This window comes from Leucobacter chromiireducens subsp. solipictus, from assembly GCF_016758195.1.
Lineage (GTDB): Bacteria > Actinomycetota > Actinomycetes > Actinomycetales > Microbacteriaceae > Leucobacter > Leucobacter solipictus.
On the sequence record NZ_QYAC01000001.1, the window covers coordinates 442,201 to 467,528 of the forward strand.

The following is a 25,328-nucleotide window of genomic DNA, read 5'->3' on the forward strand; positions in this document are numbered from 1 at the left end:
TCCTAGAGCGCAAGCCGGGGTGCCCGCGCACGATCGCGCGAGCACCCCGTCATTTCTGCGGCGGACGGCCGCAGCGCTGGCCGCGTTAGGACGGGGGAATCAGCCCCAGCTCGGCAACCTGGTCGCGCTCGGCGACAAGCTCGGCAACCGAGGCGTCGATCCGTTCGCGCGAGAACGCGTCAATCTCGAGCCCCTCGACGACGTGCCAGCTGCCGTCCGCGGCGCGGGCGGGCACCGAGGCGATCAGGCCCTCGGGGATCCCGTATTCTCCAGTGGAGTACCGCGACACCGAGGTCCAGGCCTCACCCGTGCCGAGCGTCCAGTCCCGCACGTGGTCAATCGCCGCGCTGGCCGCGGACGCGACGGAGGATCCGCCACGGACCTCAATAATCTCCGCGCCGCGGTTCGCGACGCGCTCCACGAATGCGCCGCGTCCCCAATCCTCCCCGACCACCTCAATGGCCGGCGCTCCGGCGATGGTGGCGTGGCTCAGATCCGGGTACTGCGTGGTCGAGTGGTTGCCCCAGACGGTGACCCCGGCGATATCGGAGACGGCGGCACCGCTGTGCTGCGCGAGCAACCCCACCGCACGGTTATGGTCTAGGCGCGTCATCGCGGTGAAGCGATCCGCGGGCACGTCCGGGGCGTTGCGCTGGGCGATCAGCGCGTTCGTGTTTGCCGGGTTCCCGACCACGAGGACGCGGACGTCAGCGGCGGCGTGGTCGTTGATCGCGCGTCCCTGCGGGCCGAAGATCGCGCCGTTCGCGGCGAGCAGGTCGGCTCGCTCCATGCCCGCGGTGCGCGGCCGCGAGCCGATCAGCAGCGCCACGTTCGCCCCGGCGAACCCTTCATTCGGATCCGTGGAGATGTCGACGCTCGCGAGCAGCGGGAAGGCGCCGTCAACGAGCTCCAGCGCGGCACCCTCGGCACCCTTCACCCCCTGCGGGATCTCGAGGAGGCGCAGCGCGACCGGCTGCTCGGGCCCGAACATCGCGCCCGACGCGATGCGGAACATCGCGGCGTAGCCAATCTGGCCTCCGGCGCCGGTGAGCGTGACGGTAATCGGCGACAGTGCAGTGCTCATCTATTTCGCTCCAAACTCACGGGGATCCGGCCCGTAATTCGTGCCGGACTCGAGTGCCGTCACGAACGCGTGCTCGGTCTCGGTCAGCGCGAAGTCGAACAGGTCCGCGTTTTCGATCAGCCGCGAACGGCTGCTGGTCTTCGGAAAGATGATTGTCCCGTTTTCGATGTGCCACCGCAAGACAATCTGTGCCACAGACTTTCCGTGCGATGCGGCGATCTCCTGGAGACGGGGCTGCATGAGGAGGTCGCTCTTACCCTGCGCGAGCGGCCCCCAGGCCTCGATCTCAATGCCGTTCGCGCGGCAGTAGGCGGTCAGCTGCTGGCGCTGATGCTCCGGGTGCAGCTCGATCTGGTTGACGGCGGGGAACTCCCCGGTGGCCTCAATAATTCGCTCGAGATGCTCGATCTCGTGGTTGGAGACGCCCGCGTCGACGGTCAGGCCGGCCTCGCGAAGATCGAGCACCTGTTCCCACGCGGCGACATAGGTGTCCTGGCTCGGCACGGGCCAGTGCACGAGGTACAGATCGACGCGGTCGAGGCCGAGCTTGTCGAGACTCTCGGTGAGCGCGGCCCGCGCATCGCCCTGGCGGTCGTTCCACAGCTTGGTGGTGATGAAGAGCTCCTCGCGGGGGATCCCGCTCTGCGCGATCGCGGCCCCGACCTCCGCCTCGTTGCCGTACGCCGCGGCGGTATCGATGTGGCGGTAGCCCACCTCCAGCGCCTCGGACACGATGCGCTCGGTATCTCCCGGTTGCACCAAGAAACATCCAAAACCGAGCTGCGGGATCCGCGCCCCGCTCGTGAGTTCAATCGTGGGAATGGGCAGTGCGACGGTCATAGAGTCTCCCCTGCGAGTGTGATCTGGGCTTCGGTCAGTCCGCAGTCTACGCGCGCGGCTCACATTCGGTCCTGGGAGCTGAAATAATGGGGGGATTATGTCAAACCCCGCCGTGCGCATCGAGTTCCCCGAGGACCTGCCGGTCTCCCAGATGCGGGAGGAGATCGCCACCGCGATCCGCGACCACCAGGTGGTGATCGTCGCGGGCGAAACCGGTTCGGGGAAAACCACCCAGCTCCCCAAGATCGCACTCACGCTGGGGCGCGAACGCATCGCGCACACGCAGCCGCGCCGGATCGCCGCGCGCACGATCGCGGAGCGGATCGCGGAGGAGCTGGGTTCCGAACTCGGGGGCCTCGTGGGCTACCAGGTCCGGTTCACCGACAAGGTCTCGGCAGACACGAAGATCCGCCTCATGACGGACGGCATTCTCCTGAACGCGATCCACCGCGACCGCGACCTCACCGCCTACGACACGATCATCATCGACGAGGCGCACGAGCGCAGCCTGAACATCGATTTCCTGCTCGGCTACCTGCGGACGCTGCTCCCCCGCCGCCCCGACCTCAAGGTGATCATCACCTCCGCCACCATCGATCCCGAGTCGTTCGCGACACACTTCGCGGATCAGCGCACGGACACCCCGGCCCCGATCATCGAGGTGTCCGGCCGCACCTTCCCCGTGGAAATCCGCTACCGTCCGCTCATCGAGCGCACCGAGGTGCCGGAGCCGAAGGGCGGACCCGCCAAGGTCCGCACGGTCGAGCGGGACCTGTTCGACGCGATCGGCGATGCTGTGGACGAGCTCGCGAAGGAAGCGCCGGGCGACGTGCTGGTGTTCCTCTCCGGCGAGGCCGAGATTCGAGACGCCGCCGACGCGTTGACCGGGCGCCTGCGGGCGCACGCCCGCGCGCAGCGGACGGAAATCCTGCCGCTCTATGGCCGGCTGAGCGCCGCCGAACAGCACCGCGTGTTTGAGCGCCGCAGTGGTGCGAACGCGGGGGCGCGGCGGATCGTCCTTGCCACCAACGTTGCCGAGACCTCGCTGACGGTGCCGGGGATCCGCTACGTCATTGACGCGGGCACCGCGCGCATTTCCCGCTACAGCGCCCGCAGCAAAGTGCAGCGGCTCCCCATCGAGGCCGTATCTCAGGCGAGCGCGAACCAGCGTTCGGGCCGTTCAGGCCGCACGAGCCCGGGCATCGCGATCCGGCTCTACAGCGAAGAGGACTTCCTCGGCCGCCCCGAGTTCACGGAGCCCGAGGTGCGCCGCACGGGCCTCGCGTCCGTGATCCTGCAGATGCTTTCGCTCGGGCTCGGCGATATCGCCGCGTTCCCGTTCCTCACGCCGCCCGATCAGCGCGGGATCGCGGACGGCCTCGGGCTCCTCACCGAGCTCGGCGCGGTCACGACGGCGGCGGATCCGCGCCGGCGAACCGGAAAACGCAGCGGCGAGCGCGGCGGCGAGCGCGGCGGGAAGCGCGGCGGCGAGCGCAGCGGCGAGCGCGGCGGCGAGCGCAGCGGCGAGCGCGGCGGGAAGCGCTCAGGGGCTACCCACCGGATCACGAAGATCGGCCGGGAGCTCTCCCGCCTCCCCATCGAGCCGCGGTTTGCGCGCATGGTGATCGAGGCGAAACGGCACGAGGTGGTGCCCGAGGTGCTCGCCATCGTCGCGGGACTCACGATTCAGGACGTGCGCGAGCGTCCGCAAGCCGAGCGTGGCCGGGCCGACGAACTGCACGGCCGATTCGCCGATCCGCAGGGCGACCTGATGACGCTCCTGAATCTGTGGAATTACCTTCAGAAGGAGCAGCGTGAACGCTCCTCGAGCGCTTTCCGGCGCCTCTGCAAGGCCGAGTACCTGAACTTCCTGCGCGTCCGGGAATGGATGGACCTGTACCGTCAGATTGCGCGGATCGCGGGCGTCTCCCGTGAGGAGTCCGCGGCGCGCGAGGTCGCCGGGGGCGCGAGCGAGCCCGTGCACCGCTCGATCCTGGCGGGCCTGCTCTCCCAGCTGGGGGTGCGCGACGACCGCCAGGATCGCAGCGTGCCGCAGGGCCGCGGCGTCGCCGGGGCCGCCCGGCGCAAGCCTGCGCAGGAGTATGTCGGTTCCCGGGGCACCCGCTTCGTGCTCTATCCGGGCTCGGTGCTCGCGAAAAAGCCGCCCGAGGTGCTGATGAGCGTCGAGCTCGTCGAGACGTCGCGCCTGTTCGCCCGCTCCAACGCGGTGGTGGATCCGGCCTGGGCGGAGGAGCTCGCCGGTCCGCTCGCGAAGCGGCAGCTGTCCGAGCCGCACTGGGAAAAGAATCAGGGCGCGGCCGTCGCGTACGAGCGGGTCACCCTCTACGGAGTGCCCATCGTGGATCGCCGCCGCGTGCAGCTGTCCCGGTACGACGAGCCGCACGCGCGCGAACTGTTCATTCGCCACGCGCTCGTGGAGGGCGACTGGGATTCGCCGCAGGCCTTCGACCGTGCGAACCGCCAGCTGCGGCGCGAGCTCGAACAGCTCGAGGAGCGCACGCGCCGCCGGGACATCGTTGGCGACGACGAGGCGGTGTTCGAGTTTTACGACGCGCGGATTCCCGCGGACGTTACCTCGACGCGCAGCTTCGAGGGCTGGTGGAAGAAGAAGCGTCTCACCGACGCGAATTACCTGCACCTGCGCCGCGCGGACCTGTTGGAGGACGAGACGCAGGAGGCTGACGAGGCCGAGTATCCGCGGCAGTGGCAGCACGGCGACCAGTCGCTGAAGCTGCGGTACCGTTTCGATCCGACGGCGGAGGATGACGGGGTCACGGTGAACGTCCCGCTGCCGCTGCTCCCCCGACTCGACGGGACCGACTTCGAAAAGCTCGTGCCCGGGCTGCGGCAGGAACTCGTGACGGCCCTCATCAAAACGCTGCCGAAGGCGATCCGGAAGCATGTGGTGCCCGCCGCGGATTGGGCGCGCACCCTGCTCTCGGCGGTAGGCCCGCAGCTCGACGCCCCGGTGCCGGCGGGCGGCCAGCCGCCGCAGCTCACCGCGCTTCTCGCCACGGAGATCCGACGCCGCACGAGCGTGCCCGTCTCGCCCACCGATTTCGATCCGGCGCGCCTCCCCGCCCACCTCACCCCCACGTTCCGCGTGATCGACGCCCGCGGCCGCACCCTCGGCACCGGAAAGGACCTCGGTGAGCTGAAGGCCGCACACAAGGAGCAGGCCACGCAGGGCGTCGCGAAGGTGGCCGCCGCCGCGCTCCCCCAGAGCGACCTCGAGAAGACCGGGGTGACCACCTGGGACTTTGGCGATCTCCCTCGGCACGTCGACACGGCCTACGCGAAGGGCCGCGCGAGCGGTGCCGGGGTGGTGCGCGCCTACCCGGCGATCCGGGACCGTCGCACCAGCGTCGACCTCGTGCTCGTCGCCGACGAGCACGAGCAGGCGCGGCTCACGCGGCGCGGGATCCGGCGGCTGCTCGCGCTGAGTTCCCCCTCGCCCGCGAGCTATATCCGCGACCATCTCTCCAATCAGGAGAAGCTGCTGCTGGGTGCGGGCCCGTACCGCTCGCTCGATCAGGCCATCGCGGACGTGTCCCTCGCGGTGGCGGATCGTGTGATCCAGCGCCACGCCCCCGACGGGCTCGTGTGGCGGGCGGACACCTTCGAGACCATCGCAAACGACTACGCGCGCTCCCTCATCGACGACATCTACGCCGCGATCGCGCTGACCGCGCGCGTGCTTGACGGGGTGCGCCTCGCGCGAAAGGCCATCGACGCGGCGAAGTCGATCCAGGTGCTCGGGCAGCTCGCCGACGCCGCGCAGCAGGTAGATGGGCTCGTGTTTGACGGCTTCGTCTCGCGGACCGGACTCGCCCAGCTGGAACGGCTCCCCGTGTATCTGGAGGCCGTGCAACAGCGGATGCGTGGCCTCACCGAAAACTCGGGGCGCGATCGCGCCTGGCAGAACGAGGTGGACCGGGTGCGCGAGGCCTTCGCACAGGCGGGCGGCACCGTGCCGCTGCCGGATCAGGCACCGCCGCATCTCGTGCGCGCGCGGTGGCTGATCGAGGAGTTGCGCGTGAGCCTGTTCGCGCAGCAGCTCCGCACGGCCGAGCCGGTCTCGGCGCAGCGCATTCAGAAGGTGCTGGCCGGCTGAGCCGTGGTGGTGCCGGACCCCGGCCGGACGCTGCCGAAACCGTTGACCTCGCGGCCCAGGTGGCGGTAGAGCCGGAGCATCGTCATCCGGCTTTTCACTTCCATCTCCGGCACGAGCTGGGCGAGCCCGATCTCCGCGCTGAGCAGCCCCGGGCGATCCCGCGCGCCCATCGCGAGGATCACGTTGGCGGGCCCCGTGGACACCGCCGCGAACTGGATCGCCTTCACCGAGATAATCTTTTCCAGCGCGCTCGCCACCCGCGGCGCCGGAAGCTGCAGGAATAGCCAGTTCACCGCGGGGTACGGGGTGAAGCGCTCGGACATGTCCGCGCGCAGTTGCAGGAGGCCCTGCTGCCGCAGCCGGGCTAGCGAGTCCGCCGCGCGCTGGGCGCTGATCCCGACGCGCCGCCCGAGCTCGCCCACGGGCATGCGCACATCGTCCTGGAGCGTCTCACGCAACGCGATGGCGAGCCGGGGGTCGACGTGTTTCGCGGCCCCCGCGCGCGGCGGTCGCGGGGCCGGGATCCGTCGCGCCTGCGCCTCGCTCAGCGCTTGCACCGTCCATTCGGAGCCCTCGCGCACCACCTGGCTCACAAGGTGCGCACGCACGCCTCGGATCTCGGGGATCTCGCCGATCTGCTCCAGGAGGAACCCCGCGAGCGCGTCGTCGTTCTCCGCGAACAGGGTGACAAACAGATCGCAGGCCCCCGTTGACAGCTCGATCGACGCCACCCCGGGGAGCACCGCGATGGCCTCCGCCGCACGCAGCACCTGCCCCGGAAAACTGTCGACTTCGATGAGCGCCAGGGCGTCCAGTTGTTTCACGCCGTGCAGCGCGGTCAGCCAGGCGGCCCCGCCCGCTTCGATCCGTTCCCAGCGCCGCGCGAGCGTGTGCGCGTCCACCCCGAGCACGTCGGCGAGCGCGACCCAGCGCACTCTCGGGTCGATTTGCAGTCCGTGGATAATCTGGAAATCAAGCTCGTCCAACGTGAGTTCCGGCATTTTCTCCCCTGAATTGCGGTATTTCGGCATCTGAACTGAATTCTTGCACGTTCTGCCAGAGTACCGATTCGTCACCTATTCGCCATTTTCCCGTCAGGATTCAGCGCCCCATGACCATTGACAGTGCCGTCACCACCGCCCCGCCCGTCCACTGGCAGGCGCGGCTTCTCGTCCCCACCTTCATCGCCATCGAACTCTGCGCCGGCCTGATCCAGGGCTGGATCATGCCGCTGCTCGGCGAGATCGCCGCATTCCACGGCGTCCCCGCTGGATCGATCAGCCTCTACTTCATGGTGACGATGCTCTCGTCCGCGATGTGCGTGCCGTTCCTCTCCATGCTCGCCGACCGCTACGGGAAGCGGCTGCTCCTCGTGATCGCCGTGCTCTGCACCGCCATCGGGTCCGCGATGATCGCGTTCGCGCCGTCCTTCGGATTCGTGCTCGTCGGTGCCGCCGTCCAGGGGCCGGTCGCCGCGCTGCTCCCCATCGAGATGGGGATCGTCAAGCAGCAGCGCCCCGGGCAGGCGAATCGGATCGTGAGCGCGCTCGTCGGCACCCTGACGTTCGGGATCGCCCTCGGGAGCCTCCTCGCCGGCGCGATCATGGACGCCAGCGGGGATCTGGTGCTCACGCAGGCGATTCCCGCCGTCCCGCTCTTCATCCTCGCCGCCGCCGTGGTGATCGCCCTGCCCCGCGATGCCGGCAACCGCACGAGCACGGTCGACTGGTGGGGCGCGGTGCTCTTCAGCGCCTCCCTCGGCGGCCTCATGTACGGGCTCACGGCGGGCACCGAGCTCGGCTGGGCGCACCCCGCCACGCTCGCCGCCCTCGTCGGCGGCGTACTCGGCAGCGCCCTCTTCCTCTGGGTCGAGTCCCGGGCCGCCGCACCGCTGCTCGATTTCACCGTGCTGCGACGCGTCAAGCTGGGCGTGCCGATGGTCCTCGGCTTCCTCGTCGCGCTCACCGCGTTCGGCATGTCCACCCCCACCACGCTCTACCTCACCGCCCACCCCGGCACCGTGGGATACGGAGCCGGCATGAGCACCGGCAACGCCGGCCTCATCGTCTCCCTCGTGTTCCTCAGCTCCAGCCTCGGCGCGTTCCTCGCGCCGCTCGCCGTGCGCCTGCTCGGCACGGCCTGGGCGATCAGCGTGGCCGCGGCGCTCTCCGCCGCGTCGCTCCTCGTGCTGATGACCGCGCCCGCCTCACCCCTCTTCGTGACGGTCCTGCTCGCGATCAACTCGCTCACGGCGTGGGTGGTGCTCGGGATCCTGCCCGGCGTGATCGTGGCGCGCGCCCCGCTCAGCGTCGCCACCACGCTGAGCGGCCTCTACAACTGTCTCCGCTCGCTCGGCGGCTCGGTCGCCGGCGCGCTGGTCGCCGCGGTCATGGCCACGCTCGTCCTCGCCCAGCCCGAGCCCAGCGCCGTCGCCGTCCCGGCGCTCAGCTCGTTCCAGGTGATCTGGGGGGTCTTCGCGGCCTGCCTGCTCGCGACCGCCGCGCTCGCGCTCCTGCTATCGCGCCGCCCCTCGCAGCAGACCGAGGCGGTCATGACAGCCCCGGCCGAGCCCCTCGTCACCCCGTAACCCCACGCCCCTCCGACCGCCCACTCGAGAAAGCAGCACCATGACCACGCTCTCCCCCGCGCAGCAGCGCGCCGCCCAGTCCATCCGCGACGCCGAGGCGGCGCTGCTCGGCCTCAGTCACGCGATCGGCGCGGACCCCGAGCTGGGCTTCGCCGAACACCGGGCCGCCGCGCGCGTCGCGGCGGAACTGGACCGCGCAGGATTCGCGGTGGAGACCGGCGCGTACGGCCTGCCGACCGCGATCGAGGCCGTCTTCGGCTCGGGGGACGTGACCATCACCGTGGTGGGCGAATACGACGCGCTCCCCGGCGTGGGGCACGCCTGCGGCCACAACATCATCGCGGCCGCCGGGGTGGGTGCCGCACTCGGCCTGCGGGCCGTCGCCGACGAGCTCGGATGCCGGATCCAGTTTCTCGGCACCCCCGCCGAGGAGAACGGCGGCGGGAAGGTCATCATGCTGGAGCGCGGTGCCTGGGACCGCAGCACGTTCTCGCTCATGGTGCACGCGGCGGGACGCGGCCAGATCCGCACGGCGGGCGGCAGCAGCCAGGCCCTCGACTACTGCGAGGCCACGTTCCGCGGCAAGCCCGCACACGCGGCCTTCGCACCGCAAGAGGGCATCAATGCGGGCAGCGCCGTCACGCTCACCGAGGTGGGGATCGGGCTCCTCCGGCAGCACCTCCCCAGCGATGCGATCATCTCCTCGGTGTCCACCACGCCCTCCGCGGTGAACGTGATCCCCGAGACCGCGACGATCCAGCTCGAGGTCCGCGGCAACCACGCCGATACCTGGGCGGTCACCAAGGAGCGGGTGCGCCAGGTGGTTGCCGGCGCGGCCCTCGCCGCGGGCTGCGAGGTAGACATCGCCGTTCCCACCCCGGGCTACGCCCCACTGGTGCAGGATCCCGAACTCGCGGAGTTCTTCGACACCGCCCTCGCCGAGCTGCGGGGCGACGACGCGGCCGACTGGGGACCGGGGATGACGCTCGGCTCCACCGACATGGGTGACGTGTCGCAGTACCTCCCGTCGATCCACCCGATGATCGCGCTCGACGGCACCGACGCGACTCCGCATCAGCACGAGTTCACCGCCGCCGCGGTGTCGGAGCTCGGCGACACGGCCGTCATGCACGGTGCGCTGGCGCTGGCCCGCGCGGCGATCGCCGCGGTCGAGACCGATGCGGTGCGTGAGCGCTTGCGTGCGCAGCAGCGCGACCGCGCGCCCTATCCCCGGGGCGTGTGGACGGACGCCCCGGTCCCCGGCGACGCCGCCCCGGCGGCGAGCGCCGGGTAGCCCGCTACTCGGCGCTCGCGAGCGGGAACGTGCGCTCGCTCGTGAGGTGCCGGGCGGTGCCATCGATGGGGTCGGGGAAGCGAAGCTCGCTGGCGAGCAATTGCAGCGGGGTCGTGAAGTCGTCGATCGCGACGTCCGCGACCTCCGGGTACAGCGGGTCCCCGGCGATCGGCACCCCCAGGCCCCACATGTGCAGGCGCAGTTGGTGCGTTTTGCCGGTGCGCGGGGTCAGCCGGTAGACCCCGCGGCGTCCCGAACTCCCATCCGCCGCCGGCAACTCGCGCTCAAGCTCGATCAGGGATTCCGCGTTCACCGGCGCACCGGGCACGACCTCGCCCTGCCAGATCCCGCGCTCCTTGCGCAGATGATTCCGCACGGTCGCCGGGAGGACGAGGTCGTCGCGAATATCCGCGAGCGCCCGATACGTTTTCCGGACCTCGCCCGGGCGCATAAACATGCTCTGGTAGGCGCCGCGCCAGCGCCGCTCCGTCGCCATGAGCAGCAGTCCGGAGGTCACGCGGTCGAGGCGGTGCATCGGGGTGAGCTCGGGGAGGCCCAGCTGATCCCGCATGCGAACCACGACGCTCTCGCGGATGTGCGTGCCGCGCGGGATCGTGGACAGGAACGCGGGCTTGTCCACCACCACGATGCGCTCGTCCCGGTACACCACGCGAACCTCGCCCGGCACCGGGGCTTCCGGTGCGAGATCCCGGTGGAACCAGACAAAGGTGTTCGCCCGATACGGGGCGTCCGCCGGCAGCGGCGTGCCGTCCTGCTGCACGAATCGGTCGGCCGCGAGGAAAGCGTCCACGTCAATGTGCTCCGCCAGACGATGGTGCAGCCAGTCGCGCATCGTGGACCACGGCCGCGGATGGTGCGGGGTGCTGTCGAGCGTGCGCAGCCACGCTGCGTCGAGGCCGAAACGCTGCGGGAGGGGGGAACGCGGGGGCACCCACCGAGTCTAGTGCGCGGGCCGGTGTGCCGGCCCCCGCCGGCCCCCACCCCACGCGACGGCTGCGCCCAGACCCGGCCCACCCCACACGACGACTGCGCCCAGGACCGGCCCACCCCACACGAGGCAATTTATCTACCCCGAGCCAAATACCGCAGAATTTGACTCGCTTTCGAGAAAATGCCTCGGTATGGGCAGGGGCCGGTATGGGCGGGGGCGGGGCTGGGCGTCGGGATGGGGTGGGGTGGGCCGAATCCGGCGTGCGGGGCTTGACACGCACCCCCAGCGACGGGGATCGTTGCTCATGACCGGGCTGCGGCGCGCACGCCCGGGCCGCCAGGACGAACGGGGATGGTCATGATCCAAGTCACCACACAGATTGACGCGGTGACCCGCGAGCTCGAAGACACCACCCACGACGGCGAAGCCGCTCGCGTGCAGCGCTTGACCCAGGAGCTGCCGGCCTCGCTCGCGGAGGCCTGGGCCGCGGTGTCGGATCAGGCGCGGATCACGGCCTGGTTCCAGCCGGTCACCGGCGATCTCGCGCTCGGCGGCCGCTACCAGATCGAGGGCAACGCGGGAGGAACGATCCTCGCCTGCGATCCGCCGCATGATGGCCGCGCGGAGTACCTGGTGACGTGGGAGTTCGGCGGCAACGTCTCCTGGCTGGCGGTGCGGCTCCGGGCGGTGACGCCGGATCGTACCCGGGTCGAACTCGCCCACACCGCCCCGCTCGCGAGCGTGCCCGCGGACATGTGGCGAACGTACGGCCCGGGCGCGACGGGCGTCGGCTGGGACGGCGGCATGCTGGGCCTCGCGCTGCACCTGGGCGCGCAGGACGCCACGCTCTCCCCCGCCGAGGCCGAGGCCTGGGCGCTCAGCCCCGAGGGGCACGAGTTTTACCGCGCCTCGGCCGACCGCTGGGCCGCGGCGCACGAGGCATCCGGAGCAGACCGGGACACGGCAGCCCGCGCCGCGGACGCGACGTACCGGTTCTACACCGGCCAGCCCGAAGCGGACTAGCGCGGCGCGCGGCGCGCGGCGCGCTACTGCTGGGCCGAGTCCGTCAGTACTCGCCGCGCCTCGTGCACGAGTTCGGGCGAAGTGATGAGATCGTAGCGGCTCGCGACCATCTGCATCACCGAGGAGAAGTCGCGACGGTTGCGGTTCATCGCGTACGAGAGCACGCCGAACAGCATGCCAAACCCCGCGCCGATCGCGACCGCGGCGAGGAACACCCCGAAGATCGCCGAGTTATCGGGTTGGAAGATGAACAGCAGCAGGCCCAGGAAGAGACCGAGGTAGGCCCCCGAGAGGGCCCCCATCAGCGCGACCCGGCCGTAGGTGAGCCGGCCCGTGACCCGCTCGACGCTGCGCACGTCGTTGCCGACGATGCTGATCTGCTGCACGGGGAAACTCGCACGCGCGAGCACATCCACGGCGTGCTTGGCGTCCTCGTAGCGATCGTATGTGGAGACGATGTCACCCTTGGGGATCTCCGGCATCGCCGGCAGACGGGAGGCGGAAAGCGGCCTGGGATTACTCATGTGTTGATTCAACCACTCTCGGGCGGCCCCCGCACTCAGGCTGCCCGCGCGGCCGCGTTATTGGCCGGGAAAACTCACGATGGCCTGGGGGTATCCGGGGACGGGAAGCTCCCTGCTGGGGGCGGCACCCGGTGCATCGAGTGGGACGAGGGTGATCCCGTCCCACCCCTCTTCGCGGGTGTTGCCGCCCGCGACCGCCGCGAATTCGGCACCGGCCGCATCCCGCCACACGGCGACGGTCTCGTGCGGGACGCGCAACGGCACGACCCACTCACTGGTCGCACGGAGTTCCGGGACCGCGGTGTCGCGCACCGAGAGGTTCGGGCCGCCGGTCGCGGATCCGAAGTCGCCGGTGCCCACGGTGAGCAAGCGGGTCCCCGCCAGGGCGGTACCGTGCGCGTGCGAGTTCGCGGCGCTCGAGATCGTCTCCGTGCGCCCGCTGCGGGGGTCCAGCCGGACGATCACCTGGCCCTGCACGGGGAGCAGGATCGTGCCGGCGGGCTCGACCACCCCGTAGTGGGTCTTTTCCCAGGAGGCGAGGCCTCCCTCCGTCCCAAACGGCGCCACCTCGTGCGTGGTCACCGCGAGCGTCTCCGCGTCGACCACCGTGACGGTGAAGCTGTCGTGGTCCACGCTCGCGGCCCAGCTGCCGTCCGGCGCGACGAGCACATCGAACGGGCGCGTCCCGACGGGGACGCTCCCGATCCAGCCCGCGCTCGCCGTGTCGAAGACCTCGAGGAACGCGGCACCGGTGTCCGGCATGACCGCCACGTACACGCGCGAGCCGTCGGGCGCGACCGCGAGGCCCAGGCCGCCGGGGCGGTACTCGCCCTGCCCGATCCGCGCGGCGGGGTGCAGGTAGGGCACGAGCGCGGTGCGCCGCGCCGCGGCGGGATCCTGCACCGCGAGGTCCACCACCGCGAGGCCCTCCGCGGTCGCGACATAGCCGGTGCTCGCGCCGTCCGCCGCCGTGTGCACGCCCACGCCCCACGGCGCGGCCCCGACCTCGATCTCCCGCACGGCCTCCGCGTCGGGGCGGGCGGGATCGATCACCGCCACTGCGCTGCGGTGCGCGAGCGAGGCGAGGAGCAGCGTGGCCGCTTCGGTGGGCGGTGCCCCGTCCGCGGCCGGATCGGGTTCCGGTGCGGGTGACGGGCTGGGCCGAGACGGTGCCTCCGGTTCTGGCGCGCAGCCGAGCAGTCCGAGCGCCAGCGTGGCGGGCACGGCGAGGAGGAGGCTACGGCGGGACGGCGCGAAACGGGACATGTGCCGAGTGTGCCGGAAGTGAGCTGGGTGCGGACCGAAAAGCCGCGCTGAGGTGAGCTTTCCTCCAGCTTTCACCGCCGGAGACCCCCAGCATTCATCCGGGCGCGCTAGCGTAGAGGTGTGAGGACTTCAAGGGTATTCGTGGGGCGGTTGGCCGGGCGGAACGTGTTCGACCCGGTCGGGGACCGGATCGGTCGCGTCCGCGACGTCCTGGTCGTCTTCCGCGCGACAGCCGCGCCGCGCGTCGTCGGGCTGATCGTCGAGATTCCCGGGAAGCGACGGGTGTTCGTGCCGATCAGCCGCGTCACCTCGATTGGTTCCGGCCAGGTCATCACCACCGGCCTCATCAATGTGCGCCGCTTCGAACAGCGCGGCGGGGAAACCCGCATGATTGCGGAGCTGATCGGCCGCGACGTGCAGCTCGCGCCCGACACCCCCGGCGCGGCACCCCTCACCGCGCGGATCGAGGACGCGGCCATCGAGCGCGGCCGCGCAGGCGAGTGGCTCGTCTCGGAGGTGTTCGTGCGGCTCCCGAAGCCCGCGGCCCCGTTCAGCCGCGGCGACACCCGCACGGTGCGCTGGTCGGACGTGCGGCTCCCCAGCAGCGGCGCGCAGTCCGCGGAGCTCCTCATCCAGACCCTCGTCGATCTGAAGCCCGCCGATCTCGCCGAGAACCTGCTCGAACTCCCCCTCGCCCGCATGGTCGAGGTGGTGGGCGAGCTTCCCGATGAGCGAGTGGCCGACGCCCTCGAGGAGATGTCCGAGCAGGATCAGCTCGCCCTCCTCGCGAACCTGCGCCCGGACCGCACCGCGGACGTCCTCGACCGGATGGAACCCGACGACGCGGCCGACCTCATCTCCGCCCTGCCCGCGGCGAAGGGCGAGGAGCTCCTCGACCTCATGGAGCCCGAGGAGGCCGAGGACGTGCGCCGCCTCCTCGAGTACGACGCGGATACCGCGGGCGGCCTGATGAGCCCGTCACCGATCGTGCTCTCCGCAGAGTCGAGCATCGCCGAGGGCCTCGCCATGATCCGGCGGGCCGAGATCCCGCCCGCCATGGCATCCGCTGTATACGTGACGCACCCACCGTACGAGACACCGACCGGCGAGTTCCTCGGAATGGCGCACTTTCAGCGGATGCTGCGCTTCCCGCCGCACGAACGCCTCGTGACCCTCGTCGACACCGAGATCGAGCCGGTCACCGTACACGCGAGCGCCGCCGAGGTGTCTCGTCGACTCGCGAGCTACGACCTCGTGGCGCTCCCCGTCGTCGACGACCAGTACCGCCTTGTCGGCGTGGTGACCGTCGACGACGTGCTCGACCATCTCCTGCCCGACGACTGGCGGCACGCGGATGACGACGACGATCCGCGCCCGGCGAGCGCCGCCAATCGCGTCTCCGGGCGCACCATCATTCCGGGGAGCGCGCGATGAAGCTGTTTCGGCGCGATCCCGGCCTCGACGCGCCCCGCAGCGCCGGCGCGCGCGGCCCCGGCGCGAAAACCGGCGTCAGCAGCAACGAGCGCTTCGGACGCTGGACCGAGAGCATTGCCCGCGGCATGGGCACCCCCTGGTTCCTCCTGATTCTCACCTGCGTGTGCATTGCCTGGCTCGCGTGGAACACCTTCGGGCCCGAGCGGTGGCGCTTCGACTCCGCCGCACTCGGCTTCACCGCGCTCACGCTCATCCTGTCGCTGCAGGCGTCCTACGCCGCGCCCATGATCCTGCTCGCGCAGAATCGGCAGGACGACCGCGACCGCGTGCAGATGGAGCAGGATCGGCAGCGTTCCGAGCGCGCGCTCGCCGATACCGAGTTCCTGGCGCGCGAGGTCGTGGCGCTGCGGCTCGCGATGAAGGACCTTCCGGACCGGGAGTTCCTGCGCGCCGAGTTGCGCGCGCTGCTCGCGGAGCTCGAGACGGATCCCCGGCTCGACGCAACGCCCCTCCCGGTCGGCACTGCGCCCAGCGCGGCGTCCGGCGCGGAGCCCGGCGTCGAGTCCGGCTCCGAGGCAGGTGCCGATGCTCGCCCGACCACAAACACGAACACGACCACGACCACGAACACGACCACGTCGCACAAGGACCCCGCATGACCACCGACGACTTCGCCACCGGGCGTGCGAACGCCACCGCACAGGAACGGGCCGTCTGGGACGCGCTCGACCGGGTCCGGGACCCGGAGATCCTGCGCCCCATCACGGAGCTCGGGATGGTGCAAGAGGTCACCGTCGCGGAAGACGGCACCGCCGCGGTGTCGATCCTCCTCACGATCGCCGGCTGCCCGGCGGCGCGGCGCATCGAGGCCGACACCCTCGCGGCCGCGGCGAGCGCCCCCGGCGTCACCGACGCGGCCGTCACCGTCGGCGTCATGTCACCCGAGGAGCGGCGCGCGTTCACCGAGCGCGTGCGCGGCCCCGGGGGCACCCGGCCGCAACAGTTCGGCCCCGACACGCTGACCCGCGTCATCACGGTGACCAGCGGCAAGGGCGGCGTCGGAAAATCGTCGCTGACGGCCGGCCTCGCCGTGGCGCTCGCGCAGCAGGGCTTGTCGGTCGGGCTCATCGACGCGGATATCTTCGGTTTCTCGATCCCGGGCATCCTCGGCCTGAGCCGCGACGGCCACGTCACCCAGCCCACCCGCGTGGACGACATGATCCTGCCCCCCGTCGCGCACGGCGTGAAGGTGATCTCGATCGGCATGTTCCTCGGTGAGGCCGACCCCCGCACCACCGCGGTCTCGTGGCGCGGGCCGATGCTGCATCGCACCATCGAGCAGTTCCTGCGGGACGTCTGGTTTGGCGACCTCGACGTACTGCTGCTCGATCTCCCGCCGGGCACCGGCGACATCGCGATCAGCGTGGGACAGCTCCTCCCGCACGCGGAGGTGCTCGTCGTTACGACGCCGCAGGAGGCGGCCGCCGACGTCGCGGTGCGCAGCGCCCTCGTCGCCCGGCAGACCGGGCAGCGCGTCATCGGCGTCGTCGAGAACATGGCCGGACTGGTGCAGCCCGACGGCAGCGTCATCGACATCTTCGGCACCGGCGGCGGCGCGCTCGTCGCTGAGCGCCTCAGCGACGAGGAGCACGGCACGGTGCCGCTGCTCGGGAGCGTGCCGCTCAGTCCCGGGTTTCGCGCCGGCGGGGACTCGGGCGATCCCGCCGTGCTCACCGACCCCTCGGATCCCGCCGCCGCGCAGGTGATCCGCGTCGCGCAGCGCGTCGCCGGGCTGGGGCGCGGCTTGGCCGGACGCTCGCTCGGCATCGCGACTCGCTAGGCCCGCACCGTCGTATCGGTGCCCGGCGCCCGGCGCCGCCACGCCGGACGCAGCCACGCGGGCACCGCGTGCGCCGCGGCTACGCCGTGAGGATCATCTCCCCGATCGGCCGCGGCCGCCCAAACAAGTACCCTTGGAACGCGTCCACCCCGATCTCGCGGAGCTTCGCGAACTGTCCTTCGGTCTCCACGCCCTCGGCGACGATCTGGAGATTGAAGGCGCGCCCCAGCCACACGATCGTCTCCGCGATCGCGGCGGCCTGCGCGTCCTCGACCACGCTCGACACGAAGGAACGGTCGATCTTGAGCTGCTGCACGGGCAGCTGCTGCAGATAGCTGAGTGACGAGTATCCGGTCCCGAAATCATCCAGCGAGGACTTCACACCCTGGCGCCGCAGCATGCCCAGCAGCCCCACGGTACGGTCGAGATCCGTGTGGAGCACGCTCTCGGTGAGCTCGAGCGTCAGCCGGTCCGGACGCACGCCGTGCCGGTCGATGATCTCGCTGACGCGCTCGCCAAAACCGTCGACGCGCAGCTGTCGCTCGCTCAGGTTCACGGAGAAGGTGAGATCCGTCAGCGCGGGGTCGATGCTCCAGTCGGAGAGGGTCCGGCAGGCCTGTTCCAGCACCCACTCGCCGATCTCCACGATCGCGCCGGTCTGCTCCGCGAGCGGAATGAAATCCGCGGGCGCGACCGTGCCGAGCGCGCTGCTGAACCACCGGATCAGGCCTTCCTCGCCGATCACCCGGCGTTCGCGGTCCACGATGGGCTGCGCGAACAGGCGCAGTTCGCCGCGCTCGATCCCCCGGTGCAATTCGGAAATGAGCCGTACCCGATCCCGAGCCTCGTGCAGCATGCGCTGCTCGAACTGGCGCACCCGATGGGTTCCGCCCTCGCGGCGCACGCGCTTGCGCGCGATCTCCGAGCACTTCACGACCTCGTGCGGGTCATCGCTCACAATGTAATCGTTGGCCGGGCACCGCGTGCCCCCGGTGTGCACCGGCTCGGGACCGATCCCCACCCCGGTCCAGACGACATATCCCACGCTGGCAGACACGTCCACGAGCACGTCCGAGGCGAGTTCCATCGGCCCGGACAGTGCCGCCAGAACCCGGTCGATCAGCGCGCGGCACGCGACCGCCGCGGCCAGACAATCAGCTCCGAGATCCGGAAGGAGCACGCCAAAGGTGTTCGAACCGATCCGCCCAATCGTCGCGCCGCTCATGTCGGCCTCGCTGAGCCGGTGGGCGGACTCCAGCAGCAGCCGATCCCCCGCTTCGAAGCCGAAGGCGTCGTTCACCACGGACAGCTCGTCCACGCTCACCGAGACAAAGGCGTGGAACCCCGCGCCAGCCCCGACCGAGAACACCGAATCGATGGTGCGCAGCATTGACTCGCGGTTCACGAGCCCGGTCACCGAGTCGAAGTAGGCGAGACGACGCACGCGTTCCTCGGCCTCGTGCCGCTGCGTTTCCTCCGTGCGGATCGACACATAGCGCTCGGGCTTCCCGCGCTCGTCGAGGAGCGGGATGATCGTCGTATCGACCCAGTACTCCGAGCCGTCTTTGGCCCGGTTGCAAATCTCGTTCTTCCAGACCTCGCCGCGACCGATCACGCGCCACATCTCCTTGAAGAATTCCTTCGGGTGATGCCCCGAATTGATGATGTTGTGCGTCTGGCCCAGCAGTTCTTCGCGACGGTACTGCGAGATTTCGCAGAACCGATCATTCACATGTGTCAGGATGCCGCGGCGATCCGTGATCGCGACGATCGACGTCGTGTCGAGCGCGTACATGATCTCGTCGAGCACCTGCGCCGACGCTGTGTGCTGCGATCTCAAGGGCGGGAACGGCCCCGTCGCCTCCCCGTCACCACTGTGTGCGTTCACGCCCGCTCCTTTGAGTCACGTGGCTTCCTCGTCAAAGTAGACGCCACCCTCCGGCGGAACCGCGGCTGCGGCCGCGCTCCGTTTCGCTGACGCCTCGGCAATCCGGGCGCGTCGAGCTTCCGCATGCGCCTCGCGCTCATCCTCAACGAGCGCGTCCCGGATGATCCGGCGCGGATCGTACTGGCGCGGATCAAGCTGTCGCCAGTCGACCTCGTCGAACTCGGGCCCCATCTCGTCCTTCAGCCGGTCTTTGGCCCCATCAGCCATTCGCTTCAGGTTTCGGACGAGTTCGCCGAGCTTTTTCGCGTAGACCGGCAGACGATCAGGACCCAGCAAAAAGAGGGCGATCAGCATGATCACCATAATCTTTTCGAAGTTGAGTCCCATGGCTGTCCATCGTACCGCTCGGACGTCCACGCACGCGGAACACGCGGGGGTGAATTCCGCAGCGTACAGGCGTGGGGCGACCCGTTTCGGTTTCCGCGCCCCTACGCTAGGATCAACGCGCCCCGGGGTTCCCCACCGAGTCCCGGGCAATGCCGGAGTTCCGGACGGCGCAGGGATCATCCGGAGGGAACCGTGAGCAAGCTCGAACGCAACTGGCAGTACGCCGAACAGTACCCGGAGGAGACGGCCACGCTCGTGCGCGCCCGGCGCCTCTCCCTCGAGCTTGGCATCGAACCCGTGAGCCGCTCCATCGGGGCGCAACTGTCCGGCCTCGCCGCGCTCACGCGGGCCCAGGCCATCTGCGAGGTCGGGACGGGGGTCGGCGTCAGCGGCCTGTCGCTTCTCCGCCACGCGCCCGAGGCGACACTGACCTCGATCGAGATCGAGGCGGAATACCTGCGTGAGGCCCGAAACATGTTTGCGGAGGCCGGCGTTCCGGCCGCGCGGCTGCGCCTGATCGAGGGCGACGCCCGGCACGTGATGCCGCGGCTCAATCTGGATTCCTACGATCTCGTGTTGCTCGACGCGGATCCCGCGCAGTTGCTCGAGCACTTCGAGTACGCGCTCGGCATCGTGCGGCCGGGCGGCTGCATCGTCGTCCCGGGAGCGTTCTCGCACGGCCGGGTGCCGGATCCCGCGGCCCGAGACGCCGAAACCCAGGCGGTGCGCGACCTGCTGACCCTCGTCGCGGAGTCGAGCGCCATCGCGCCCATGCTCTCCCCCGCGGGCGACGGGCTGCTCACGCTCGTCCGCCTCGACGGCTAACACTCTCGCCCGCCAGGGTCTGGGGGTCTTCGGGACCTCGGGACCTCGGGGTCTTGGGCATTTAAGCACTTGGCGGGCCATGGAGTCTCGGCCAAGAGGGAGCGCCTCCCCAGGTCCACCCCCGAGCTCCCACCCCCTGAAGCCCCACCCGCATCGGCGCCGAGCACGCGATTTCGCACATTTTCAGCGCCAGAACGGTGCCACAGTGCGTGCTCAGTGGAGATGTGGGTGGGGCTTTGTGGGGGCAGCGGCCCGGGAGGGGTGTGGCGTGGTTACTCGGCCCCGCCACCCGCACGACGCAGGCGCGCAGCCAGGAAGGTGCCAGCACCAGCGAGGATCGCGAGCACGGCCCCGCCGACCAGCAGCCCCGGAAGCGCGTCGCCACCGGTCACCGCGAGCTTCGCGCCCGCCGTGGTCCCCGCGTCGGCCCCGCCCGTCGGCGTGGTGCCGGGCGTCGGCTTCAGACCGCCGTCGGTGCTGGGGTCGGTCCCCGGCGTCACGCCAGGTTCGGTCCCGGGATCAGTGCCCGGATCAGTGCCCGGGTCAGTCCCGGGATCGGTGCCCGGATCGGTCCCAGGATCGGTGCCCGGATCAGTGCCCGGATCGGTCCCGGGATCAGTGCCCGGATCCACCACCGGCGTCACGGACAGGGGCTGGGTGATCTCGGTCCCGTCCGCTCGGAGGAGCGCGAGCGTGTGCTCGCCGGCGGCGGTGTCCGCGGGAATCGTCAGCCCCGTGGCGAAGCCGCCCGCGCTGTCCGCCGTGATCGTGCCGAGGCTCACCGGCGTGGAGCGAAGCTCGACCGAGACCGATTCCTCGGGCGCGAAGCCGGTGCCGGTCGCGGTAATCACGCCTCCCGCGGCCACGCTCGGAGCGGACAGCGTCACCGTCGCCGGAGCGACGGGCGCGTCGGGCTGGCTGACCCGCAGCTGGTCGATCACCCAGAACGCCGAGTTATTGCCCGAGTACGAGAACTGCAGGCTCATCGTCTGCGGCAGCGCGCCGTGCTCGTCGCGCGGCAGCTCGATCGTGTGACGTTCCACCGCGTTCACGGGGTTCTCGCGGGTGCCGTCGGCCTGGTAATCGAGCAGCTTCTGGCGCGGGATCCCGGACGCCTCGTCGAAGGTCAGCCACACGCTCGCGCCCTGCGGGCCGTCGACGGCGTAGTCGGAGACGAACGAGACGTCCGCGGTCGCCGCACCGTTAAGCGGGTACGCGGGGCTCACGAGGGTGGAGTCGAACTGATTGCCGCCGCGCGGGGTGACGTCCGCCCACTCGTCCGAGTCGGCCACGGCGAACACGTCGCGCGAGCGCACGTTGTTTTCCCGGTGCTGCCCGAGCTCCACGTTCGAGAAGAAATCGTCGGTCATGAACGTCCAGCCGCGGAATTCCGGGGCGCCGCCGCTCGGCATCCGGGAGTTATCGACGCTCCAGCCGTCGGGGGCCACGTCGGTCCAGCCCAGCAGCTGCTCCGGGCCCTGCTCCTGGACGGCCGTGCGCAGCTGCGGGCGCAGCGTGTCGAAATCGTCGGGCATGATCTCGGGCACGTTGAGCCCGTCGAGATCCCAGGCGGGGTCCGCCGCGAGGCCGACGTGCGACAGCACGGTCGGGGCGATATCCGAGATCCGCACATCGTGTCGCACCGAGCCCGGCGCGAACTCGCCGCCCTGCGCGACCACGTAGGTCTGGCGCTCGAGTTTGGTGGAGCCGCCGTGACCGCCGCGCGGCGTGTGCCCGTGGTCGGAGGTGACGATGATGAGCCAGTCCTCGGTCGCGGCCTCGGGGCGTGCCTGCACCGCCGCGATCATCTCGCCGATCTGCGCATCCGCCTTCTCCAGTGCGGCCAGGTAGGCGGCAGAGCTCGAACCACTGCTGTGGCCCGCCCCGTCGACCTCATCGAGGTGCACAAACACGTCGTCGGTCTCCGGCTTCTGCAGTTCCTCGACGACGCGCGCGGTCGTGGCCGCGTCGCCCGCGCCCCGCTCCCGCAGGTCGACGGCCGGGCCGAACACGGTCGTGGAGATCGGGCCCCAGGTGCCGATCGCCGCGGTCGCGCGATCCGGCGCCGCGGTCTCGATGCGCGTCAGGTAGTCCGGGTACTGCGCGTAGTTCGGGGCCGTGAAGTTGTTGTCTACGACGTTGTGCTTGTCGGGCCACACGCCCGTCGCAATCGTCGACCATCCGGCGCCCGAGACGGTGGGGGCCATCGGGTTGCCCGGCAGGTTGCTGGCGGCGGTGAGTCCGCCGGCCTGCAGCGCCTGCACGTTCGGCATGCTGGCCCCGGCCATCGTGCCGAACGTCGCACCATCAACGCCGATCACCAGGGTCTTCGGTGCGGCAGGTTCCCCGGCGGCCGCGCCGGGGGCCGCCATCGCCGCGGGGGCGACTCCGGCGCACACACCGGTCACCCCCAGCGCGATGGCCCCCAGCGACGCCGCAAATGCGTGTTTCCTCACAGTGAGTCACTCCAGATGTCTTGAGAAGCAGTGGATCGGCGCTCCTCGTGCGAGAACCGCCACTTCCCAGTCTCCGCATCGGATCGCAACCCGGACGCGACACGCATTGCGGCTACGCACCCTTCGCCCCGGGGTCACCCGGCGTTCAGTTGTCCACACAACTCTGGGTGCCGCGATAGCCCAATACTCGGCCCGTCCCGGCGAGGTTCCCAGTTCGCGGGATCGCCACGGTGTGCGGATACACGCGGCCGGGAAACGACACGGCCCCGAGGCTCAGTGAGCCTCGGGGCCGAATCGTTTCCGGGCTGCATCCCGGTGACGGTGATTAGCCGTCGAGTACTCCAGCGAGCACGTCTCGCAGCTCCGCCGCTTCCTGGTCGTTCACCGAGACGACAAGACGTCCACCGCCCTCGAGCGGAACCCGAACGACGATCAGCCTGCTTTCACGCACCGCCTCCATGGGTCCATCCCCAGTCCTCGGTTTCATTGCAGCCATGACGCCTCCTCGCATAGTTTGGTGGTTCGAATCCATTTTATCGGTGCGCGAGGTGCCAAGGCGAACCCGTGCAATAAACCGTGATGTCTGGGCGCGCATTCCGAGCTCCCCGCAGCGGGATTACGGCTGCGTCAGCCACGCGCGCAGCGCCGCCGCGCTCGCCTCGATCTGCGCCACGGGAACGCGCTCGTCGTCCGCGTGTGCCAGCAGGGCGTTCCCCGGCCCAAAGTTCACGGCGGGGATGCCGAGCGCGGCGAAGCGTGCCACGTCCGTCCAGCCGAGCTTCGCGGTGGGCACGGCGCCGACCGCGGCCACAAACTTCTGTGCGAGCGGCGCGTCCAGGCCCGGCCGGGCACCGGGCGAGAGGTCGACGATCTCGACGGCATCGGCGTCGGCGAAGCACTCACGCACCACCGCGATCGCCTCCTCCGCGGAGCGGCTCGGGGCGAAGCGATAGTTCACCTCGATCGCGCAGCGATCTGGAATGACGTTCCCCGCGACTCCGCCCTCGATCCGCACCGCGTTGAGGCCCTCACGGTATTCGAGGCCATCGACCACGATCCGTGCGGCCTCCCATGAGGCCAGCCGCTCGAGCAGGGCCCCCGCGCGGTGGATCGCGTTGACTCCCATCCAGCTCCGGGCCGAGTGCGCGCGCGTGCCGTGCAGCTCCACGCGCGCGCGGAGCGTGCCGTTGCAGCCGCCCTCGATCGTGCCGTTCGAGGGTTCGCCGAGGATCGCGAAGTCCGCGTCGAACAGCCGTGGGTGGTTCCGCATCGCCCGCCCGAGACCGCTCAGCTCCGAGGCGACCTCCTCGTGGTCGTACCAGATCCAGGTGAGATCCACCGCGGGATCCGTGAGCTCGACGGCGAGCGCGAGCTGCACGGCGACGCCGGCCTTCATGTCGACGGTGCCGCGCCCCCAGATCACGGCCTCTCCCGTGTGCGGGTCGGTCTCGTCGCGCACGGGAAGGTTCTCGTTGATCGGCACGGTGTCGAGGTGTCCGGCGATCGCGACCCGCCGCTCCCGCCCCAGTTCCGTCCGCGCGATGAGCGTGTCCCCGTCCCGGGTCAGGCGCAGGTGCGGCGCGTGCACCCGCAGCATGGCCTCGACCGCATCGGCGATCCGCCGCTCGTCGCCGGAGACCGAGGGAATGTTGCACAGCTGCCGGGTGAGTGCCACGGCGCCGGCGCTCGGATCGAGTTCGGGGTGCGGGTGCGAGGCGTCCGAGACGGTCATCGGTCCAGACTACGTGTTTCGCTCCGTGTCCGGCGCGTATCCGCGCGGACTTTCGCGCCATTACCATGGGATGCATGACAGACTCTCGCATCGCCTGGGCCGCCGGAATCGCCACGATCGCTGCCGATGGCACGACACTTGACGCCTGGTACCCCGATCCCGTGCTCGGGAAGCGCCCGGCCGATCGGGATCCGTGGATCGCTCCCGCGGAACTCGCGGGGCTCACCGGGACCGACTCCGCCCGCGGTGTGGAGTTGCGCTTCGTGAACCTGGAGATCGATCTGGACGTCGCCCCCGCGTCCACGGAGGACGCCTACCTCAGGCTGCACCTGCTCTCGCACTGCCTGGTGCTCCCCAACTCCCTGAACCTGGAGGGGATCTTCGGCAAGCTCCCGAACGTCGCCTGGACCACGGCCGGCCCGATGCTGCCGCAGGACTACGCTGCGCGGCTGCCGCTGCTCAAGCGCGCGGGGATCACCGCCGTCGGCGTCGACAAGTTCCCCCGCCTCACGGACTACGTCGTGCCGGAGGGGGTGCGGATCGCCGACGCCTCGCGTGTGCGGCTCGGCGCGCACTTGGCCCCGGGCACGACGGTGATGCACGAGGGTTTTGTGAACTTCAACGCGGGCACCCTGGGCGCGTCGATGGTGGAGGGCCGGATCTCGCAGGGCGTGGTCGTCGGCGACGGTTCGGACATCGGTGGCGGCGCGTCGATCATGGGCACGCTCTCGGGTGGGGGGACGCAGCGGATCACGATCGGCGAGCGCACCCTGCTCGGAGCGAACTCGGGCATCGGGATCTCGCTCGGCGACGACAGCGTCGTCGAGGCGGGCCTGTACGTGACCGCGGGCACCAAGGTGCACCTGCCGCGCGGCACCGCCGCCTCTGCGGGCGAGGCGCTCGAGGTGAAGGCACTTGAGCTGTCCGGGGTGCCGCAGCTCCTCTTCCGGCGCAACTCGCGCTCCGGCGCGGTTGAGGCGCTCCCCCGCGAGGGCAGCGGGATCGTCCTGAACGCGGCACTGCACGCGTAGCTCCCGCGACCACACGCGACGGCGGGCCAC

Annotated in this window: 20 protein-coding genes; 9 read left to right on the forward strand and 11 right to left on the reverse strand. The window is 70.4% G+C overall.

Annotation, left to right across the window (positions count from 1 at the left end; all coding sequences use genetic code 11):
• Positions 1–85 precede the first annotated feature (85 nt).
• Together D3230_RS02065 and D3230_RS02070 are read right to left on the reverse strand one after the other, a co-directional pair.
• Positions 86–1,084, reverse strand: coding sequence for a malate dehydrogenase (locus D3230_RS02065; protein ID WP_202343330.1), 999 nt, complete (start codon positions 1,082–1,084; stop codon positions 86–88).
• Complete coding sequence (locus D3230_RS02070; RefSeq protein WP_202343331.1) at positions 1,085–1,924, reverse strand: aldo/keto reductase; 840 nt, start codon at positions 1,922–1,924, stop codon at positions 1,085–1,087.
• Positions 1,925–2,021: 97 nt separating this feature from the next.
• On the opposite strand from D3230_RS02070, the gene hrpA reads away from it, so the two are divergent.
• The gene (hrpA, locus tag D3230_RS02075) at positions 2,022–6,059 is read left to right on the forward strand and encodes an ATP-dependent RNA helicase HrpA (protein WP_202343332.1); all 4,038 of its coding nucleotides are present in this window, start codon (positions 2,022–2,024) and stop codon (positions 6,057–6,059) included.
• On the opposite strand, the gene D3230_RS02080 is transcribed toward hrpA, so the two are convergent.
• Positions 6,038–7,060, reverse strand: a complete 1,023-nt coding sequence (locus D3230_RS02080) for an Lrp/AsnC family transcriptional regulator (RefSeq protein WP_202343333.1) — start codon at positions 7,058–7,060, stop codon at positions 6,038–6,040. The genes hrpA and D3230_RS02080 overlap by 22 nt on opposite strands.
• 110 nt (positions 7,061–7,170) lie before the next feature.
• Here D3230_RS02080 and D3230_RS02085 point away from each other — a divergent pair, with 110 nt between their 5' ends.
• Entirely contained in the window at positions 7,171–8,646 is a 1,476-nt protein-coding gene (locus tag D3230_RS02085) for an MFS transporter (protein WP_202343334.1), read from the forward strand.
• 40 nt (positions 8,647–8,686) lie between these two features.
• Positions 8,687–9,940, forward strand: a complete 1,254-nt coding sequence (locus D3230_RS02090; protein WP_202343335.1) for an amidohydrolase — start codon at positions 8,687–8,689, stop codon at positions 9,938–9,940.
• Positions 9,941–9,944: 4 nt separating this feature from the next.
• Here D3230_RS02090 and D3230_RS02095 read toward each other — a convergent pair whose 3' ends face one another.
• Positions 9,945–10,892, reverse strand: coding sequence for a pseudouridine synthase (locus D3230_RS02095; protein ID WP_202343336.1), 948 nt, complete (start codon positions 10,890–10,892; stop codon positions 9,945–9,947).
• Between the two features lie 357 nt (positions 10,893–11,249).
• Between D3230_RS02095 and D3230_RS02100 the strand changes: the two genes are divergently transcribed.
• Positions 11,250–11,915: an SRPBCC domain-containing protein gene (locus tag D3230_RS02100; RefSeq protein WP_202343337.1), complete on the forward strand. Its 666-nt coding sequence runs from the start codon at positions 11,250–11,252 to the stop codon at positions 11,913–11,915.
• 23 nt (positions 11,916–11,938) lie between these two features.
• Here the strand turns inward: D3230_RS02100 and D3230_RS02105 are convergent, their stop codons facing one another.
• Together D3230_RS02105 and D3230_RS02110 are read right to left on the reverse strand one after the other, a co-directional pair.
• The gene (locus D3230_RS02105) at positions 11,939–12,439 is read right to left on the reverse strand and encodes a YflT domain-containing protein (RefSeq protein ID WP_237466652.1); all 501 of its coding nucleotides are present in this window, start codon (positions 12,437–12,439) and stop codon (positions 11,939–11,941) included.
• A gap of 57 nt (positions 12,440–12,496) precedes the next feature.
• Positions 12,497–13,705: a YncE family protein gene (locus D3230_RS02110; RefSeq protein WP_202343338.1), complete on the reverse strand. Its 1,209-nt coding sequence runs from the start codon at positions 13,703–13,705 to the stop codon at positions 12,497–12,499.
• A 120-nt stretch (positions 13,706–13,825) separates the two neighbouring features.
• On the opposite strand from D3230_RS02110, the gene D3230_RS02115 reads away from it, so the two are divergent.
• The 3 genes from D3230_RS02115 to D3230_RS02125 are packed head-to-tail and all read left to right on the forward strand — an operon-like array spanning position 13,826 to position 16,979.
• Entirely contained in the window at positions 13,826–15,139 is a 1,314-nt protein-coding gene (locus D3230_RS02115) for a magnesium transporter MgtE N-terminal domain-containing protein (protein WP_202343339.1), read from the forward strand.
• Positions 15,136–15,798, forward strand: coding sequence for a DUF1003 domain-containing protein (locus D3230_RS02120; protein WP_202343340.1), 663 nt, complete (start codon positions 15,136–15,138; stop codon positions 15,796–15,798). The genes D3230_RS02115 and D3230_RS02120 overlap by 4 nt, the downstream gene beginning before the upstream one ends.
• A complete protein-coding gene (locus D3230_RS02125) occupies positions 15,795–16,979 on the forward strand; it encodes an Mrp/NBP35 family ATP-binding protein (protein WP_202343341.1) in 1,185 nt (394 codons plus the stop codon). The genes D3230_RS02120 and D3230_RS02125 overlap by 4 nt, the downstream gene beginning before the upstream one ends.
• 79 nt (positions 16,980–17,058) lie before the next feature.
• On the opposite strand, the gene D3230_RS02130 is transcribed toward D3230_RS02125, so the two are convergent.
• A complete protein-coding gene (locus D3230_RS02130; protein WP_337249049.1) occupies positions 17,059–18,867 on the reverse strand; it encodes a putative bifunctional diguanylate cyclase/phosphodiesterase in 1,809 nt (602 codons plus the stop codon).
• Positions 18,868–18,882: 15 nt separating this feature from the next.
• Positions 18,883–19,254, reverse strand: coding sequence for a twin-arginine translocase TatA/TatE family subunit (locus tag D3230_RS02135; protein WP_202343342.1), 372 nt, complete (start codon positions 19,252–19,254; stop codon positions 18,883–18,885).
• A gap of 192 nt (positions 19,255–19,446) precedes the next feature.
• On the opposite strand from D3230_RS02135, the gene D3230_RS02140 reads away from it, so the two are divergent.
• Positions 19,447–20,079: a class I SAM-dependent methyltransferase gene (locus D3230_RS02140; RefSeq protein ID WP_202343343.1), complete on the forward strand. Its 633-nt coding sequence runs from the start codon at positions 19,447–19,449 to the stop codon at positions 20,077–20,079.
• 272 nt (positions 20,080–20,351) lie between these two features.
• Here the strand turns inward: D3230_RS02140 and D3230_RS02145 are convergent, their stop codons facing one another.
• The 3 genes from D3230_RS02145 to dapE form a co-directional block, all read right to left on the reverse strand.
• Positions 20,352–22,535, reverse strand: coding sequence for an alkaline phosphatase family protein (locus D3230_RS02145; protein ID WP_202343344.1), 2,184 nt, complete (start codon positions 22,533–22,535; stop codon positions 20,352–20,354).
• A 325-nt stretch (positions 22,536–22,860) separates the two neighbouring features.
• Positions 22,861–23,031, reverse strand: coding sequence for a DUF3117 domain-containing protein (locus tag D3230_RS02150; protein WP_075201434.1), 171 nt, complete (start codon positions 23,029–23,031; stop codon positions 22,861–22,863).
• 120 nt (positions 23,032–23,151) lie between these two features.
• Positions 23,152–24,267, reverse strand: a complete 1,116-nt coding sequence (gene dapE, locus D3230_RS02155) for a succinyl-diaminopimelate desuccinylase (protein WP_202343345.1) — start codon at positions 24,265–24,267, stop codon at positions 23,152–23,154.
• A gap of 74 nt (positions 24,268–24,341) precedes the next feature.
• Here dapE and dapD point away from each other — a divergent pair, with 74 nt between their 5' ends.
• Entirely contained in the window at positions 24,342–25,298 is a 957-nt protein-coding gene (dapD, locus tag D3230_RS02160) for a 2,3,4,5-tetrahydropyridine-2,6-dicarboxylate N-succinyltransferase (RefSeq protein WP_202343346.1), read from the forward strand.
• Positions 25,299–25,328 lie beyond the last annotated feature (30 nt).

What these genes read in the sequence shown, in the direction of transcription:
- dapD (WP_202343346.1), top strand. Translation starts at nt 24,342, where the DNA reads ATGACAGACTCTCGCATCGCCTGGGCCGCCGGAATCGCCACGATCGCT.
- D3230_RS02150 (WP_075201434.1), bottom strand. Translation starts at nt 23,031, where the DNA reads ATGGCTGCAATGAAACCGAGGACTGGGGATGGACCCATGGAGGCGGTG.
- dapE (WP_202343345.1), bottom strand. Translation starts at nt 24,267, where the DNA reads ATGACCGTCTCGGACGCCTCGCACCCGCACCCCGAACTCGATCCGAGC.
- hrpA (WP_202343332.1), top strand. Translation starts at nt 2,022, where the DNA reads ATGTCAAACCCCGCCGTGCGCATCGAGTTCCCCGAGGACCTGCCGGTC.
- D3230_RS02105 (WP_237466652.1), bottom strand. Translation starts at nt 12,439, where the DNA reads ATGAGTAATCCCAGGCCGCTTTCCGCCTCCCGTCTGCCGGCGATGCCG.
- D3230_RS02065 (WP_202343330.1), bottom strand. Translation starts at nt 1,084, where the DNA reads ATGAGCACTGCACTGTCGCCGATTACCGTCACGCTCACCGGCGCCGGA.
- D3230_RS02100 (WP_202343337.1), top strand. Translation starts at nt 11,250, where the DNA reads ATGATCCAAGTCACCACACAGATTGACGCGGTGACCCGCGAGCTCGAA.
- D3230_RS02110 (WP_202343338.1), bottom strand. Translation starts at nt 13,705, where the DNA reads ATGTCCCGTTTCGCGCCGTCCCGCCGTAGCCTCCTCCTCGCCGTGCCC.
- D3230_RS02090 (WP_202343335.1), top strand. Translation starts at nt 8,687, where the DNA reads ATGACCACGCTCTCCCCCGCGCAGCAGCGCGCCGCCCAGTCCATCCGC.
- D3230_RS02135 (WP_202343342.1), bottom strand. Translation starts at nt 19,254, where the DNA reads ATGGGACTCAACTTCGAAAAGATTATGGTGATCATGCTGATCGCCCTC.
- D3230_RS02070 (WP_202343331.1), bottom strand. Translation starts at nt 1,924, where the DNA reads ATGACCGTCGCACTGCCCATTCCCACGATTGAACTCACGAGCGGGGCG.
- D3230_RS02085 (WP_202343334.1), top strand. Translation starts at nt 7,171, where the DNA reads ATGACCATTGACAGTGCCGTCACCACCGCCCCGCCCGTCCACTGGCAG.
- D3230_RS02080 (WP_202343333.1), bottom strand. Translation starts at nt 7,060, where the DNA reads ATGCCGGAACTCACGTTGGACGAGCTTGATTTCCAGATTATCCACGGA.
- D3230_RS02120 (WP_202343340.1), top strand. Translation starts at nt 15,136, where the DNA reads ATGAAGCTGTTTCGGCGCGATCCCGGCCTCGACGCGCCCCGCAGCGCC.
- D3230_RS02125 (WP_202343341.1), top strand. Translation starts at nt 15,795, where the DNA reads ATGACCACCGACGACTTCGCCACCGGGCGTGCGAACGCCACCGCACAG.